The sequence below is a fragment of the Pseudomonas sp. TNT2022 ID1044 genome, assembly GCF_028656895.1.
GTDB lineage: Bacteria > Pseudomonadota > Gammaproteobacteria > Pseudomonadales > Pseudomonadaceae > Aquipseudomonas > Aquipseudomonas reinekei.
In genome coordinates this window covers 91596-107872 of record NZ_JAMDHB010000032.1, presented here as the reverse complement: position 1 = coordinate 107872, position 16277 = coordinate 91596, and the positions used below count along the sequence as shown (strand labels likewise).

The following is a 16277-nucleotide window of genomic DNA, read 5'->3' as shown; positions in this document are numbered from 1 at the left end:
GGAGCCAGCCTGCTGGCGATGGGGATGACTCGGTTTTCAGCCCTTGCGTCGCAACCACTCCACCATCCCCATTCCCGCCGCACGCCCGCTGGCAAAACACGCGGTCAGCAGATAGCCGCCCGTCGGCGCTTCCCAGTCCAGCATCTCTCCCGCGCAGAACACGCCCGGTAACTGCTTGAGCATCAAACGCTCATCCATCGCCTCGAACAACACACCGCCCGCGCTGCTGATGGCTTCGTCCAGTGGACGGGTTTTCACCAGTGTCAGCGGCAGCGCCTTGATCGCTTTGGCCAGCAGCCCCGGGTCGGTGAAGGTGTCGGCCGTGGTCAGTTCTCGCAACAGCGCCGCTTTCACCCCATCGATGCCCAACTGACTGTGCAAGTGCTTGGCCATGGAGCGTGAGCCCCGTGGTTTGCTCAGCGCTGCCTGGACTTTATCCACAGGCCGGCCCGGCAGGAGATCGATGTGAATCGTGGCCGAACCCTGCAGGTTGATCGCCTCGCGGATAGGCGCCGACAGGGCGTAGATCAAACTGCCTTCGATACCGGTGGCGGTGATCACGCATTCACCGAGCCGGGGCACGTCGTCGTTGAGGCCGATAGCGATGTTTTTCAGCGGGGCACCGGCGAATTTGCTGACCAACAAATCGCTCCAGGCCTGCACTTCGAAGCCGCAATTGCTCGGTTGCAGCGGCGCCAGTCCTACGCCGCGTTGCTCCAGTGGCAGCATCCAGGCGCCGTCCGAACCGAGGCGCGACCAACTGCCGCCGCCGAGGGCGAGCAGGGTGGCGTCGGCGTGTACGGTTTTTTCGCCTTCAGTGCTGGCGATGCGCAAATCACCTTGATCATTCCAGCCAAGCCAGCGGTGGCGGGTGTGGATAACGACGCCGCTGTCGCGCAAACGCTTGAGCCAGGCGCGCAACAGCGGCGCGGCTTTCATGTCGGTCGGGAAAACCCGGCCGGAACTGCCGACGAAGGTTTCGATGCCCAGTTCATGAATCCACTGGCACAACGCATCGGCACCGAAGCTGCGCAGCAGCGGCGCAATCTGCGGTGCGCGTTCGGCGTAGCGCGAGAGGAACGCCGGGTAGGCTTCGGAGTGGGTGATGTTCATGCCGCCGACGCCGGCCAGGAGGAATTTTCTTCCCACCGAAGGCATGCCGTCGTACAGATCGACCTTGATCCCGGCCCGGCTCAACACTTCGGCCGCCATGAGACCGGCGGGGCCGCCGCCGATGATGGCGACTTGGTGAGGGAGGGTTGGCGAGGATTGGGTCATGGGATGCACTGCGGTCTGACGGGATAAGCCGCGCATTCTAGCAGCCCGGATCCCTGTGGGAGCGAGCCTGCTCGCGATGGCAGTCTGTCAGTTTACGAAGATGCTGGATGTGCCGGCCTCATCGCGGGCAAGCCCGCTCCCACAGGGTTCAGTGGTGTTTGCCAATGCTGGTTAAAAAACAATCAGTGGTCTGTAGCCTATGCGTGGCGTGGGCTGTAGTCCCTTTCACTCAGGTTATCCACAGGCGGTTCCACAGGCATTGTGGGTAAAGCATCCACAGGTCAGTGACAACCTGATGACTGCCAGACGCGCTGCGCACTGTGATGAAGGATACCGTGGCGACGGGCGAGAGCCTTGCGGTCCTTGCTGTAGCCGCCGCCAATCACGCCCACCACGGGAATATCCCGGCCCAGGCAATGGCGCATCACGCTTTCATCGCGGGCGGCGACGCCGTCGTCTGTGAGTTTCAGATAACCGAGGGCGTCGTCCTTGTGCACATCGACGCCAGCGTCATACAACACCAGGTCTGGCTGATAGAGCGGCAGCAAGTAGTTGAGCGCATCGTCCACCACCTTCAGGTAATCGGCATCGCCCATGCCATTGGGCAGCGGAATGTCCCAGTCACTTTCGGCCTTGCGTGCAGGAAAGTTCTTTTCGCAATGCAGGGAAACGGTAATGGCTTCCGGGGTGTTGTGCAGAATGCGTGCAGTCCCGTCGCCCTGATGCACGTCGCAATCAAAAATCAGCACCCGGTTTACCCGACCGCTTTGCAGCAGGTAATGGCTGATCACCGCCAGGTCGTTGAAGATGCAGAAGCCCGCCGGATAATCGTAATGCGCGTGGTGAGTGCCGCCCGCCAGGTGACAGGCCAGCCCATGTTCCAGCGCCTGCTCGGCCGCCAGCAGCGAGCCGCCGACCGCTCGCACCGTGCGCCGCGCCAGCGCTTCGCTCCAGGGCAAGCCGAGGCGCCGTTGATCTTCACGGGACAACTCACCCGTCATGTAGCGTTCGATATACGAAGGGTCATGGGCGAGGGCGAGAATCTCTGGCGGGCACAATTGCGGGCGCAGCAGATCGGCGTCGCGGGTCAGGCCACTGTCCACCAGGTGATCGCGCAGCAAGCGAAACTTGTCCATCGGGAAGCGGTGATCCGCCGGAAACTCGGGGCTGTAGTCTTCGTGATAAATCAGCGGCAGCGGCATGATGATTTCGGACAGGAATGAGAGACGGATCCTACCAGCGTTGTAGACTTGAGGCATGGAAATGGGGGAGTGGCACGATGGAGCCGATACTTGAGCTGGCAAGCGCGCGATTGCTGATGCGGCAATGGCGTGATGAGGATTTACCGGAGTTTGCCGCGATGTGCGTTGATCCGCAGGTCATGCGTTATTTTCCGGCACCCTTGAGCCGACTGGAAAGTGCGTCATTGATCGGGCGAATCCGTGGTCATTTTGCCGAGCACGGTTTTGGCCTCTGGGCGCTGGAGCGCAAGGATACCGGCCAGTTCATCGGGTTTACCGGGCTCGGCGTGGTCGGTTTCGAGGCGCCATTCACCCCGGCCGTCGAGATCGGCTGGCGCCTGGCGCGGGAGCATTGGGGCCTTGGCTATGCCAGCGAAGCGGCGTGGACGGCTCTGCGCTGCGGGTTTGACCGCTTGCTGCTGAACGAAGTCGTGTCCTTCACCGCCGACAGTAATCTGCCGTCGCAGAAAGTCATGCAGGCGATTGGCATGCATCACGATCCGGCCGATGACTTCGATCACCCCAAGCTCGCCGTCGATCATCCCCTGCGGCATCACGTGTTGTACCGCATCAGCCGTGAACAATGGCTGCAAACCTTGCATGGATAACCTGACACGGACGTTTACAATGGACCCCATGTTGGCCCGGGCCATTAAATGAATTGACCGCCGCAGCCAGGACTGCGCGGTATTGCGTTGTGTGAGGAGAGTCTGAATGAGCCAAGTGTTGGAAGATCTGGTCGACCTGCTGACGCTGGAGCCGATCGAAGAAAACCTGTTCCGTGGCCGTAGCCAGGATCTGGGGTTTCGTCAGTTGTTCGGTGGCCAGGTGCTCGGTCAGTCGCTGTCGGCGGCCAGTCAGACGGTGGAAGAGGCGCGTCATGTGCATTCGATGCATGGTTATTTCCTGCGTCCGGGCGATGCCGGTTTGCCAGTGGTGTATCAGGTTGACCGGGTTCGCGATGGCGGCAGTTTCAGCACGCGCCGCGTGACGGCAATCCAGAAGGGCCACCCGATCTTCACGTGCAGCGCTTCGTTCCAGTACGACGAAGTCGGCTTCCAGCATCAGAGTGAAATGCCGCAAGTGGTCGGCCCGGAGAACCTGCCGTCGGAGCTGGAATTGACCCAGCAACGTGCGCACTTGATCCCCGAGAAAATGCGCGAAAAGCTGCTGTGCCCGAAGCCGATCGAATTTCGCCCGGTAACCGAGAAAGATCCCTACAACCCGTTGCCCTCCGATCCGATCAAGTACGTCTGGTTTCGCGCCGACGGTGCCTTGATCGACTCCCCGGCACTGCACAAATATTTGCTGGCCTACGCCTCGGACTTCGGTCTGCTCGTCACGTCGATGCAGCCGCACGGTAAATCGGTCTGGCACAAGGATATGCAGGTCGCCAGCCTTGACCATGCGTTGTGGTTCCACGCCAACCTGCGCGCGGATGACTGGTTGCTCTATGCGATGGACAGTCCGTGGGCCGGAAATTCCCGTGGGTTCTCCCGTGGCAGCGTGTTTAACCGCGCCGGGCAACTGGTGGCCTCGGTCACTCAGGAAGGCCTGATCCGCCATCGCAAGGACTGGGCATGAGCCTGACCGACGTAAGCCACTGGGTATTCGACATGGACGGCACCCTGACGGTGGCCGTGCATGATTTCGCGGCGATTCGCGTGGCATTGGCGATCCCGGCGCAAGACGACATCCTGACTCACCTCGCCGCGCTGCCCGCCGATGAAGCGGCGGCCAAGCACGCCTGGCTGCTGGAGCATGAACGGGATCTGGCGCTGGGCTCGAAACCGGCGCCGGGTGCGGTGGAACTGGTGCGCGAGTTGGCCGGGCGCGGTTATCGCCTGGGCATTCTCACGCGCAATGCCCGCGAGTTGGCGCATGTCACGCTTGAGGCGATTGGCCTGGCCGACTGTTTCGCGGTGGAGGATGTGCTCGGTCGCGATGAGGCACCGCCAAAGCCGCATCCTGGTGGCTTGTTGAAATTGGCCGAAGCCTGGAAGGTGCCGGCCAGCGAGATGGTGATGGTCGGTGATTACCGTTTTGATCTGGACTGCGGACGGGCAGCAGGCGCGCGGACGGTGTTAGTGAATCTGCCGGATAATCCGTGGCCGGAGTTGACGGATTGGCATGCGGCGGATTGTGCGGCATTACGGGAAATGCTTCGCGCTTGAGGCCCTCGCTCCCACAGTCGATCGCATTTCATTGTGGGAGCGAGCCTGCTCGCGAATGCGTCGGACCTGACAACGCAGGTTATTGGCCAAACAACGCCTTCTGCCCCTCTGGCGAAGTCAACATCCCATCCCCGTCATGCCCGACGCCGGGTACTTCAATCAGCTGCTGATTCAACCCTTGCGGTTGCAAGCGCTTCAGATAATTAAAGTAAAAACGCCCACGGGCCAGTCGATACGGACCTTGGGCCTTGGCCTCGCAGCTTTTATCCAGCGCCGGATGATTCGGGTCGGTGTCCTGCTGCCCCAGCAGATAAACGACTTCACGCTTGAGGTACTTTTCCTGCAATTGCGCAGCGGTTTGTCCGTCGGCGTAGGCGGGTAAATCTGTCAGCCCATACTTCCAGCGATTGAAGTCCGGGCAAGCGGCATGGTTGAAGGCAACCGGCCGGCGTTCATCGAAATATGCATAGGAGGAAGGGTTGGCGATCACATAACGCAGCTTTACTCCAGCGGCCTGCAGTGCCGACTGATCGTGGCCCAGCAAGGCGTAGCGCTGCACCACCTGCGCGCCGCCGGAGTGACCGGCGATGACGATTTGCTTCACGTCTGGAAACTGCTGACGATCACCCAGCCGGGCGATGATTTCGTCCAGCGCCTCGAAGGAACTCATGCGAAACGGTGCGGTGGATTCGCCGCCGGCCATCCACTCATTGCCGTGCCAGCGCAGTACAGTGTCAGCCACAGGATGCTTTTCGACGTCGGTTTCATTGAGAAACTGCGGGGCGATCACCAGGGTCGTGTCACGTTGACCGGCCAGCTCAGCCGCGCGGTTACCGCTCTGGAGATAGGTTTGCGCATTGCGCAACCGGCCATGGACGATGATCAACACGCGCTCGATTTTTGCCGGAGCAGGGCTGATGTCCACCGCTATTTCACCTGACTTCAACAGTAGGCGCCCGGGACTGAGCTCTTTGACCCCATGCTCGGCGGCCTGGGACGTTGCGCAAGTGAACAGCAAAACCAACAACCACTTCTTCATTTACAGATTTTTCGCCGCAAAGGTATCGCACTGGCCAACCTGGCCTTGGGCGAATCCGGTTTTGAACCAGCGCACCCGTTGCGCTGACGTACCATGGGTAAACGAGTCCGGGACCACACGGCCCTGACCCTGTTGCTGCAAGCGGTCGTCGCCGATGGCGTTTGCAGCGTTCAATGCTTCTTCGATGTCGCCCGGTTCCAGCCAGTTCAGCCGTTGCTGCGCATTGTTGGCCCAGACCCCGGCCAGGCAGTCAGCCTGAAGTTCCTGGCGCACCAGCAAGCCACCGTCGCCTTCCATCTGCCGGCCCTGCTGGCGGGCTGCCTGAATTTTCGCGGAAACGCCGAGCAAGGTCTGCACATGGTGTCCGACTTCGTGAGCGATCACGTAGGCCTGTGCGAAGTCGCCAGCGGCGGAAAAGCGTTGCGACATCTCCTGGAAAAACGCCATGTCCAAATAGACTTTCTGGTCTGCCGGGCAATAGAACGGACCGGTCGCGGACGTCGCCAGCCCGCAGGCCGAATTCACCCGATTGCTGAACAGCACCAGGGTCGGGTCCTTATATTGCCGGCCGCCCTGCTGGAAAATCTGCCGCCAGGTGTCTTCGGTGTCGCCAAGGATCGAACGCACGAATTCGGCGCTTTGATCATTGGCCGGCGGCGCCTTGCGCGTCTGGTTGGTGGCCGGTGCCGATTGCTCGCCCATCTGGCCGGTCAGTTCCCCGAGGATCTGCATCGGGTCCTGGCCGGTAAGCCAGCCGACCCCGACGATCAGAATGATTGCGGTCAGGCTCAGGCCTTTGCCGCCACCAAAGCGCATTCCGCCACCGCCGCCGACAGCGTCGCCACGGGCATCGACCACGTTGTCACTGCGTCGGCCTTTTTTCCATAGCATGTGGGAATCCTCTGGTTGTCCGTGCGATGAGTGTTGCTGCCAAGTGGGAGCGGCGCCAGTCCGGTCGTCCGGCTTTTTCCGTGCACACCGATGTTCCCGGCAATCCCTGGTGGCTGCCGAGAACGATTCAGGCTTGTATTGAACGCGGATTACCCATCGAATTCCGTTGTGCGATGGTTTTTTATCGAGAGGGCGAGCGCCGGCCTTGCGGGTTAACGATGTGCGGCATGGTCGATCTCCTTTTCAAAAGCGGTGGCGCCTGCGATGTGGCGTGCGGCGATGTAGCCGAAGGTCAGCGCCGGGCCGATGTTGATGCCGCCGGCGGGATAGTGGCCGCCCATGATGCTCGCCATGTCCCCGCCCGCCGCATACAGCCCGGCAATGGCCTGACCCACGTCATCCAGCACCTGGGCGTGCGGGTTGACCTTGAGCCCGGCGAACGTGCCGAAGCTGCCGGGCTGGACTTTCACGGCGTAAAACGGACCCTGTTCGATCGGCGCGACACACGGGTTGGGTTGCTGCAAGGCGTCACCCTGTTTGCGGTTGTAGGGCGTCGAGCCGCGACCGAACTGCGGATCTTCGCCATGGCGTGCATGGCGGTTGTAGTCCGACACGGTCGTGCACAGGCCGATGGGATCGATGCCGCAAGCCGACGCCAATTCCTCAAGGGTGTTGCCGGTTTTCAGATAGCCGCTGCGGATAAAGGACGACAGCGGCACGGGAAACGGCCGAGAGATGCCCAAGCCATACCGCCGCTGAAAGCGATGGTTGCAGATCAGCCAGGAGGCGACCTCTTGACCTTGCGGGGCGGCGGCGACCATGGCTGTCACGTAGTCGTAGTAACCGTTGGCTTCGTTGACGAAGCGCTGGCCGTTGCTCAAGACGCCGATGATTCCGGGCTTGCCGCGCTCGATGATGTGCGGGAAATGGCCGACGCTGCCGTCGCGGTGCGGCACTTGCGAAACCGGTGCCCAGGCCACGGGGGAGGCCATGTCGACATCCACTTTGGCGCCAACGCTTTCGCCCAGTCGCAGGCCATCGCCGGACACGCCGAGCGGCGGCAAGGCCAGGTGCTCATGCCCGGTCGGCGTGCGCGCAAACAACGCTTTGCGCCGTTCGATGTCATTGGCAAAACCGCCGGCTGCGAGCACCACGCCCCTGCGTGCATGGATGCGCACCGCGCCGTTGGCGGTGCTGACGATCGCCCCCTGCACCTGATTGTTCTCGCGCAGCAATTGCGTGACCGGCGCCGACTCCCAAAGCAACACGCCAAGGTCTTCGGCAGACTTTGCCAAACGCGCCACCAAGGCCACGCCGTTGACCAGTTGCATGGCGCGACCGTGCACGACGAGGTCGAACAGGTGACGGCTAAAGCGCCGGGTGACGTGCCAGGCCGCCGACAGCGAGCGGGTCAGGTTGAGGAAGGCCGTAAGGTCTGCACCGGCCATGATCGGCATGCCCATGAAGGATGTTTCCCGCATGGTTTTACGCAAACGCTTAAGCAGTTTGCCGACCTTTCTTGCGTCGTAGGGCGCCGCGATCACTGAGCGGCCACCGGTGCCGGCACCGGGTGTATCGCCATGAATGTCGGCAATGGCATTGCCATCGGCGAACTGCAACGAGGTGTGCTGTTCAAAAAACGCGACCATGTGCGGAGCGGCGTGGAGGAATGCATCAATCATTGCCGGATCGTACTGTTCACCCAATTCGTGTTTCAGGTAGGTGCGCGGTTGCTCGATGTCTTCGACGATGCCGGCACGTCGCGCCAACGGGTTGCACGGCACCCAGGCCCAACCTCCTGACCAGGCCGTGGCGCCGCCGAACACCGGGTCCTTTTCCACCACAATCACCTTCAGTCCGTGCCAGGCCGCAGTCACGGCGGCTGACAGTCCCGCCGCGCCTGAGCCGACGATCAGTACATCGCAATCGACGTCGGGGATGAAGTGCGGATCGGCAGGCATGGCAGGAGCTCCGGTATTGTTATTCTGGAATCTGATTCCAGAAAATATAAGAGGCTGCCCGGAGCGGGCAAGTCGAAGGATAGTAAAGCGGGCGGTTATCGGACAGGCAGTTCCAGATTTCGCATTCGGCGGGTTGTCTTCTAGACTCGAGCAAATTTTGCGTGGAAATTCCCATGGCCGGCAGTCAGATCGAACGTGTTTTCAGTGTGCTCGAAAACCTTACCAGCGACCCCCGCGGCTTGCCGATGCAGACGCTGGCGGAGCAACTGGACATTCCAAAAAGCGCGACCCACCGCCTGCTGGCCGAGCTGATTCGGTTGGGCTATGTGCGGCAGAATCCGGAAAATTTGCGTTACCACTTGTCGACCAAACTGGTGGCAATGGGGTTCCGTTATCTGTCGAGCAGTGGTGCGGATATCGTGCAACCGGTGCTCGACCGGTTGGCTCAGGAAACCGGAGAGTTGGTGCGTCTCGGGGTGATCGAGGGCGAGCGCCAGACCTGGATCGCCAAATCCCAGGGCGCTCGTTCGGGCCTGCGTTACGACCCGGACATGGGCCGTGATGCGCCCTTGTTCTACACCGCTTCGGGGCATGCCTGGCTGGCGTGCATGAGCGATGCCGAGGCCTTGTCGCTGGTGGAGCGCCAAGCGGCTGACCGGCCGCCGGAGCTCGGGCCGAATGCCCCCCGCTCGAACATCGAACTGCTCGAACGCCTGCGTCTGGCGCGGGAGCAGGGTTACGCCTGCGTCGAAGAAAGTTCAGCCGTCGGCACCTCAGCGATTGCCGCGGTGGTGCGTCATCCGGGGGATGGGCGGGTGATTGGCGTGCTCAGTATCGCCGGGCCAAGTGCACGGATGCCGGGGGCGCGGTTGCATGAACTGGCGCCCTTGTTGCTGACGTTTACCGAAGAGTTGGCGGCAGCGAGTCTGGCGTCGGAGTTGTTTGTCTGAGCTAGCGCAATTCCCACAGGTTCACTTGCAATTTGCCGGCGAAGCTGTGCGCTGTTCGAACACTTTCCCTGTCGGTCTGTGTAAGATTGTGGAACTCGGTTCTAAATTAATGGAATTCGCTTTTCCAACAAGAACCCCAAGAGGACCGCATCTTGAATTGGCCCCTTCGAATCGCATTGATCGGCGCTGGCAATATGGGCCAGCAGCATTACCAGCATCTGAAGTCCCTGACTGAAGCGACCTTGTGCGCCGTGGCGGATCCCGGTCCGCAAGCGGCCAGCTTGGCGGTTGAGTGGGGGGTAGGTTACTTCGCCGATTACCGTCAGATGCTGGAGCAGGCGAAGCCAGACGCGGTCATCGTCGCCAACCCCAACACACTGCACGTCAGCACTGCGCTCGATTGTCTCGCGGCTGGCGTGCCGGTGTTGCTGGAAAAACCGGTGGGTGTGCACCTCGATGAAGCTCGAGAGTTGGTGGCTGCCTCCAAGGCGAGCGGCGTACCGGTGCTGGTCGGCCATCACCGTCGCCACAATCCATTGATCGTCCGGGCCCATGAACTTATCCACAGCGGCGCGCTGGGCCGGTTGACCACGGTCACGGCGCTCTGGCAGTTGCGCAAGCCCGACAGCTATTTCGAAACGCCTTGGCGCCGCGAGGCCGGTGCGGGGATGTTGTTGACCAACCTGATTCACGACCTCGATCTGCTGCGGCATTTGTGCGGCGAAGTGCGTCAGGTGCAGGCCATTACCAGCCATGCGATTCGCGGGTTTGCCAACGAGGATTGCGCGGCGGTGCTGCTGCAATTCGACAACGGCGCGCTGGGCAGTCTGACCGGCTCCGATGCGGTGGCCGCGCCCTGGAGTTGGGAACTGGATTCGGGGGAGAACCCGGTGTATCCGCGTCAGGCCGACCAGCCTTGTTATTTGCTGGCCGGGACCGGTGGCGCGTTGAGCATTCCGCAACTTAAACGCTGGCACTACAACGAAGTCGATGGCGGCTGGCACCAGCCGTTGCTGCAAGCTCAGGAAAGCTTCAGTGCCGATGAAGCCCTGCGTTTGCAGTTGCAGCATTTCGTGCGCGTTGCGCGCCGGGAGGTCGAGCCGCTGGTGAGTGCCGCCGATGCCGCGCGCACGCTGGCGCTGATCGAAGCCATTCGCGAAGCGGCCGAAACCGGTCGCGCTTGCGTACCGTCGTTGATCGAGGACTGACCATGAGCGAACGAATCTTTTCCCTGGCCAGTCTGACCGTGCTGGAGTTGTCACCACCGCAGATGGTCGAGGTCGCGGCCCGGGCCGGTTACAGCCACGTCGGTTTGCGCTTGGTACCGGCGACACCGGAGGAACACCATTTTGCCCTGGTGGCCGATGGCGATTTACGCCGTCAGACCCTGGCCCGTCTGCGCGACACCGGCATTCGTGTGCTGGACGTTGAAATCCTGCGTCTGAAACCGGATACCGTCGTCGCCGAATTCGAGAATATTCTGGCAGTCGGTGCCGAATTTGGGGCCAGTGAGTTGCTGGTGGCCGGTAACGATCCTGACGAACAACGGCTGACGGAAAACTTTGCCCGGCTTTGTGATCTCGCGAAACCCTATGGCCTGCACCCCCATCTGGAATTCATGCCCTGGACCGACGCGCGCAATCTGCAACAAGCCGTGCGTATCGTCGAGAACGCCGACCGGGAAAACGCGGCGGTGCTGGTGGATGCGTTTCACTTCGACCGCTCGGGATCGCGGTTGGAAGATCTGGCAAGCGTCGCCCCTTCACGGTTACGGTATGCGCAGTTGTGCGACGTCGCCGGACCGCGACCGGCAGACATGGCCGAGATTTTGCGTCAGGCGCGTAACGAGCGACGTTTCCCGGGTGACGGCGATTGCGACCTGTCGGGGTTGTTGCGCTGTTTGCCGGCTAACATTCCATTGAGCCTGGAGATTCCCACTGTGCAGTTGCTGGAACAGGGTGTGAGTGGGTTGGATCGGGCGCAGATGGCTTTGGATAAAACCAGGGAACTGTTGGCGCGGATTTGACTTGCTTGTGTGGCGAGGGAGCTTGCTCCCGTTCGAGCGCGAAGCGGTCGTCGATGCTGTTTTGGGACTGCTGCGCAGTCCAGCGGGAGCAAGCTCCCTCGGCACATACCTATTTCACTTAGAGGCCTTCATGACCGTCAGCACCCCGCTCTCCGGCGTCAATCAGCCCTTCAAGGGGATCCTGCTGATCGTTGTCGCGACGTTTCTGTTTTCCAGTCACGATGCATTTTCGAAGTACCTCTCCGGCTTCTATCCGATCGTCATGGTGGTCTGGGCGCGTTACGTGGTTCACACGTTGCTGATGGCCGGGATTTTCCTGCCGCAATCGGGGCTGCGGGTTTTACGCACGAAGCGGCCGCTGCTGCAGTTGATCCGCGCACTGTGCCTGCTGGGCACCAGTCTGTTTTTCACCACCGGCTTGATGTACATCCCGCTGGCCGAGGCCACGTCGGTCAACTTCCTCGCACCGGTACTGGTCACCGCATTGTCGGTGCCGTTGTTGGGCGAGCGAGTCACGCGCGGGCAATGGCTGGCGGTCATTTCTGGCTTTGTCGGGGTGCTGATCATCGTTCACCCGGGCGGTGATTTGTTCACTCCGGCGGTGCTGTTGCCATTCTGCTCGGCGCTGTTTTTCTGCTTCTACCAATTGCTGACGCGCAAGCTCAGCAACATCGACAGCCCGACCACCAGCAACTTCTTCGCGGGGCTGTGCAACACGTTGGTGATGAGTGCGCTGGTGCCGTTCTTCTGGCAGACGCCGAGCCTTGCGCATGGCGCGATGATGCTCGCGTTGGGGGCCTGCGGGATGACCGCGCACCTGTTTCTGACCCAGGCTTTCCGTCTCGCGGCGCCGGCATTGCTGGCACCGTTCAGCTATTGCCAGATTATCTTTGCCGGCCTGTTGGGCTGGTTGCTGTTTTCCCATACGCCGACCCTGACCACCGTGATCGGTATCGCCGTGATTTGCTGCAGTGGCCTGGCGGCGGCCTGGCAGCAAAGCCGTAAGTAGAAGGGCTGCGCAAACAACTGTGGGAGCTGGCCTGCTGGCGATGGCGTCGGGTCAGGCAACATCAATGTTGAATGACAATTCGCTATCGCCAGCAGGCTGGCTCCCACAGGGATAATGCGTTGAACGTCAGTCAGTGATGGTCGGAATCTTGCGCGGTGCCATGAAGTACATCCAGATCAGCGCGATGAAGTACATCGCCGGAATCAGGGTAAACAGCACGGTGTAGTTGTTGTTGGTGACCGTCAGGATATGGCCGACCAACTGGGTCATGAACATCCCGCCAATCGCCGCACACATGCCGCCGAAACCGAACACCGTACTCATCATGTGCTTGGGCGTGTAGTCCATCACCAGGCTCCAGATGTTCGCGGTCCAGGCCTGGTGCGCACCGATGGCCAGAGAGATGGCAGCCACCGCGACCCACAGGTTGCTGGAACCGGCTGCCATGATCACGCCGATGATGCAGCAGGCGAACAGGAACATGGACATCAGTCGCGCCTTGATCGGGTTGACGCCGCGGCCAATCAGGAACGAGGAGAGAATCCCGCCACCGACACTGCCGAAGTCGGCGGTGAGGTAGATGATGATCAGCGGAATACCCATCTGGGTCACGTTGATGCCCAGGTTGTATTGCTGATTGAGGAACGGCGGCAGCCAGTACAGGTAGAACCAGAACACCGGCGCGGTGATCGAGTAGGCGAGGGCGAAAGCCCAGGTGCCACGCATGCGCAGGATTTTCGAGAACGGTACGCGGGTTTGCTCAGGTTCGACTTCGTTCTGGATGTAGTCCAGTTCGGATTTTTTAACGCTCGGGTGATCTTCCGGGTTGAAGTATTTCAGGCCCCAGAACAGCAACCAGATCCCGCCCAGTGACGCCATGCACAGGAACGCGGCTTGCCAGCCCCATACGTGGAGGATCAATGGCAACAGCATCGGCGTGAACATCGCGCCGACGTTGGTACCGGCGTTGAAAATACCGGTGGCTACCGCACGTTCACCGGCCGGGAACCACAGACGCGTGGTTTTCACGCAGGCCGGGTAGTTGGCGGCTTCGGTGAGGCCGAGAATGAAGCGGCAGACCATGAAACCGACCGCCGACGTGGCCAGGCCGTGGGCACCGGTCGCCAGGCTCCAGAGCAGCACGGCGCAGAAGAACACGCGCTTGACGCCAACCCGGTCGATCAAACGGCCTTGCAGCACGAAGCCAATGGCGTAGCCGACCTGGAACCAGAAGTTGATGTTGGCGTAGTCCATCGCCGTCCAGCTCATTTCCTTGGCGAGGATGGGCTGCATGACGCCGAGGGCGGCGCGGTCGATGTAGTTCAGGGTGGTGGCGAAGAACACCAGCGCCAGCATTCCCCAACGGGTTTTGCCGACAGCCATGGCGCCGCGGATTTTGTCGCCGATGCCACCAGTGGCAGTAGTCATGGAGGCGTGCTCCACGGGAGAACTTTGGGAAGGATTCATGTAGTCCACCGATTATTTTTATGTGGTGTTCCGAGTCTTTGGTAACCGAGCCGGATGGTTTTCAACCTGGCTCAATGTGGCGTTGATGTTGAGCAGTGAACAAAAAATCGTCAATTCGCCAATGGCCATTGTGTTCGATAATCGCACGCAAAACTAACCGGGTAGTACACTTTAAATTGCCCTGAAGGATCATGCAGCCAATAATTCAATCAAAGCTAAACGCACTCCCTGTAGATGCTGCCTTTGTCAGCTCCGAGACAGAGCCAGCGTGCGATGCCCCTAACAAGATTGTCTCCACGATCAGGAGTCGAAACATGCAGCGTTCCATTGCCACCGTGTCCTTGAGCGGTACCCTGCCGGAAAAACTCGAAGCCATCGCCGCTGCCGGTTTTGATGGTGTCGAGATTTTCGAAAACGACCTTCTCTACTACGACGGCAGCCCTCGGGAAATCAGGCAGATGTGCGCCGATCTCGGGATCGCCATCACCCTGTTTCAACCGTTCCGCGACTTCGAAGGCTGCCGCCGCGACCGCCTGGCACGCAATCTGGAACGGGCCGAGCGCAAGTTCGACTTGATGCAGGAGCTGGGCACGGACCTGGTGCTGGTGTGCAGCAACGCCTCGGCAGACTCCATAGGTGATGAACAGATTTTAGTCGATGATTTGCGCTTGCTGGCCGAACACGCGGGCGCCCGTGGCCTGCGTATCGGTTACGAAGCGCTGGCCTGGGGCAAGCATGTGAACACCTGGCAACAGGTGTGGAACATTGTTCGTCAGGCGGATCATCCAAGCCTTGGTGTGTTGCTCGACAGCTTCCATACGTTGTCGCTAAAGGGCGACCCGAGCGCCATCGCCGAGATTCCCGGCGACAAGATTTTCTTCGTGCAAATGGCCGACGCGCCGATCCTGGCCATGGACGTGCTGGAGTGGAGCCGGCATTTCCGTTGCTTCCCCGGTCAGGGCGAATTCGATCTGCCAGGCTTCCTCGCACCAATCATCAAGAGTGGCTACACCGGACCGCTGTCGCTGGAAATCTTCAACGACGGTTTCCGTGCCGCGCCGCCCCGGGCCAATGCTGCCGACGGTTTGCGCTCGTTGCTTTACCTTGAAGAGAAAACCCGCCAGCGCCTGGAACAGGCAGCCAAGCCCTCGACCAACCTCGACATCCTGTTCGAGACGCCGAAGGCCAGCGAATACAACGGCATCGAGTTTCTTGAATTCGCCGTGGACGAAAGCCTCGGCGCCAAGCTTTCCCATTGGCTGGAGCGACTGGGCTTCGTCAAGGCGGGCCAGCATCGCTCCAAGAGCGTCAGCCTGCTGCGCCAGGGCGATATCAATTTGATCCTCAATTGCGAGCCGTACTCGTTCGCCCACAGCTTCTTCGAGGCGCACGGTCCGTCATTGTGCGCCACCGCCCTGCGGGTCAAGGACAGCGCCAGTGCGCTGGCTCGGGCCGTGGCTTATAAATGCCAGCCCTATCGCGGGCTGGTGGGGCCGAACGAGCTGGAGCTCGCGGCCGTGCGTGCGCCGGATGGCAGCCTGATTTACCTGGTCGACCAGCAGGCCGACGTCTATGGCACTGACTTCAATCTGTTCCCGCAGGCGCAGACAGCTGGCGGACTCAAGCGCGTCGACCACATGGCCATGGCATTGCCGGCCGACAGCCTCGACAGTTGGGTGTTGTTCTACAAGAGCCTGCTGGACTTCGAAGCCGATGACGAAGTGGTGCTGCCCGATCCTTATGGTCTGGTGAAAAGCCGCGCACTGCGCAGCCGCGACAGTTCGATTCGCCTGCCGCTGAACATTTCCGAAAACCGCAACACCGCCATCTCACACGCGCTGTCGAGTTATCGCGGCTCCGGCGTGCATCACATTGCGTTTGATTGCGACGATATCTTCGCTCAGGTCAGCCGCGCCAAAGAGGCCGGCGTGCCGCTGCTGGATATCCCGCTCAACTACTACGATGACCTGGCGGCACGTTTCGATTTTGACGACGAGTTCCTCAGTGAACTGGCCTATTACAACGTGCTGTACGACCGTGATGCCCAGGGCGGCGAGCTGTTTCACGTTTACACCGAGCCGTTCGAGGGACGCTTCTTTTTCGAGATCATCCAGCGCAAGAACGGCTATGCCGGTTACGGCGCGGCCAACGTGGCGGTGCGGTTGGCGGCCATGGCCAAATCCCGAAGCGGTGCCGTACGTCAGGCAAAGTTGTAGGAAAATCGTAACTACGCCGACAAAC

The 16277-nt window shown here is 60.9% G+C and carries 14 protein-coding genes; 8 read left to right on the top strand and 6 right to left on the bottom strand.

Going from position 1 to position 16277, the window contains the following annotated elements:
- Positions 1-36: 36 nt before the first annotated feature.
- Complete coding sequence (locus M5G20_RS29000; RefSeq protein ID WP_273921977.1) at positions 37-1278, bottom strand: TIGR03862 family flavoprotein; 1242 nt, start codon at positions 1276-1278, stop codon at positions 37-39.
- Positions 1279-1559: 281 nt separating this feature from the next.
- Positions 1560-2480, bottom strand: a complete 921-nt coding sequence (locus M5G20_RS28995) for a histone deacetylase family protein (RefSeq protein ID WP_273921976.1) — start codon at positions 2478-2480, stop codon at positions 1560-1562.
- 77 nt (positions 2481-2557) lie between these two features.
- Between M5G20_RS28995 and M5G20_RS28990 the strand changes: the two genes are divergently transcribed.
- The 3 genes from M5G20_RS28990 to M5G20_RS28980 all read left to right on the top strand — a co-directional run bounded on the left by M5G20_RS28990 (position 2558) and on the right by M5G20_RS28980 (position 4693).
- On the top strand, positions 2558-3127 hold the full coding sequence (locus M5G20_RS28990; protein WP_273921975.1) for a GNAT family N-acetyltransferase: 570 nt from the start codon (positions 2558-2560) through the stop codon (positions 3125-3127).
- 106 nt (positions 3128-3233) lie between these two features.
- A complete protein-coding gene (gene tesB, locus M5G20_RS28985) occupies positions 3234-4103 on the top strand; it encodes an acyl-CoA thioesterase II (RefSeq protein WP_273921974.1) in 870 nt (289 codons plus the stop codon).
- Complete coding sequence (locus M5G20_RS28980) at positions 4100-4693, top strand: HAD family hydrolase (protein WP_273921973.1); 594 nt, start codon at positions 4100-4102, stop codon at positions 4691-4693. The genes tesB and M5G20_RS28980 overlap by 4 nt, the downstream gene beginning before the upstream one ends.
- Before the next feature lie 79 nt (positions 4694-4772).
- Here M5G20_RS28980 and M5G20_RS28975 read toward each other — a convergent pair whose 3' ends face one another.
- The 3 genes from M5G20_RS28975 to M5G20_RS28965 all read right to left on the bottom strand — a co-directional run bounded on the left by M5G20_RS28975 (position 4773) and on the right by M5G20_RS28965 (position 8584).
- Entirely contained in the window at positions 4773-5732 is a 960-nt protein-coding gene (locus M5G20_RS28975) for an alpha/beta fold hydrolase (RefSeq protein WP_273921972.1), read from the bottom strand.
- Positions 5733-6623, bottom strand: a complete 891-nt coding sequence (ypfJ, locus tag M5G20_RS28970) for a KPN_02809 family neutral zinc metallopeptidase (RefSeq protein ID WP_273921971.1) — start codon at positions 6621-6623, stop codon at positions 5733-5735. It lies immediately after the preceding gene.
- 212 nt (positions 6624-6835) lie between these two features.
- Complete coding sequence (locus tag M5G20_RS28965) at positions 6836-8584, bottom strand: FAD-dependent oxidoreductase (protein WP_273921970.1); 1749 nt, start codon at positions 8582-8584, stop codon at positions 6836-6838.
- A gap of 173 nt (positions 8585-8757) precedes the next feature.
- Between M5G20_RS28965 and M5G20_RS28960 the strand changes: the two genes are divergently transcribed.
- The 4 genes from M5G20_RS28960 to M5G20_RS28945 all read left to right on the top strand — a co-directional run bounded on the left by M5G20_RS28960 (position 8758) and on the right by M5G20_RS28945 (position 12569).
- Positions 8758-9534, top strand: coding sequence for an IclR family transcriptional regulator (locus M5G20_RS28960; protein ID WP_273921969.1), 777 nt, complete (start codon positions 8758-8760; stop codon positions 9532-9534).
- Between the two features lie 152 nt (positions 9535-9686).
- Positions 9687-10742 (top strand): Gfo/Idh/MocA family protein, encoded by a 1056-nt coding sequence (locus M5G20_RS28955; RefSeq protein WP_273921968.1) that lies wholly within the window; start codon positions 9687-9689, stop codon positions 10740-10742.
- Positions 10743-10744: 2 nt separating this feature from the next.
- The gene (locus M5G20_RS28950; protein ID WP_273921967.1) at positions 10745-11560 is read left to right on the top strand and encodes a sugar phosphate isomerase/epimerase family protein; all 816 of its coding nucleotides are present in this window, start codon (positions 10745-10747) and stop codon (positions 11558-11560) included.
- 130 nt (positions 11561-11690) lie between these two features.
- Complete coding sequence (locus M5G20_RS28945; RefSeq protein WP_273921966.1) at positions 11691-12569, top strand: DMT family transporter; 879 nt, start codon at positions 11691-11693, stop codon at positions 12567-12569.
- 126 nt (positions 12570-12695) lie between these two features.
- On the opposite strand, the gene M5G20_RS28940 is transcribed toward M5G20_RS28945, so the two are convergent.
- Positions 12696-13997, bottom strand: a complete 1302-nt coding sequence (locus M5G20_RS28940; protein ID WP_224791280.1) for an MFS transporter — start codon at positions 13995-13997, stop codon at positions 12696-12698.
- 353 nt (positions 13998-14350) lie between these two features.
- Here M5G20_RS28940 and quiC point away from each other — a divergent pair, with 353 nt between their 5' ends.
- On the top strand, positions 14351-16252 hold the full coding sequence (gene quiC / locus M5G20_RS28935) for a 3-dehydroshikimate dehydratase QuiC (protein WP_273921965.1): 1902 nt from the start codon (positions 14351-14353) through the stop codon (positions 16250-16252).
- The last annotated feature ends 25 nt before the right edge of the window (positions 16253-16277 follow it).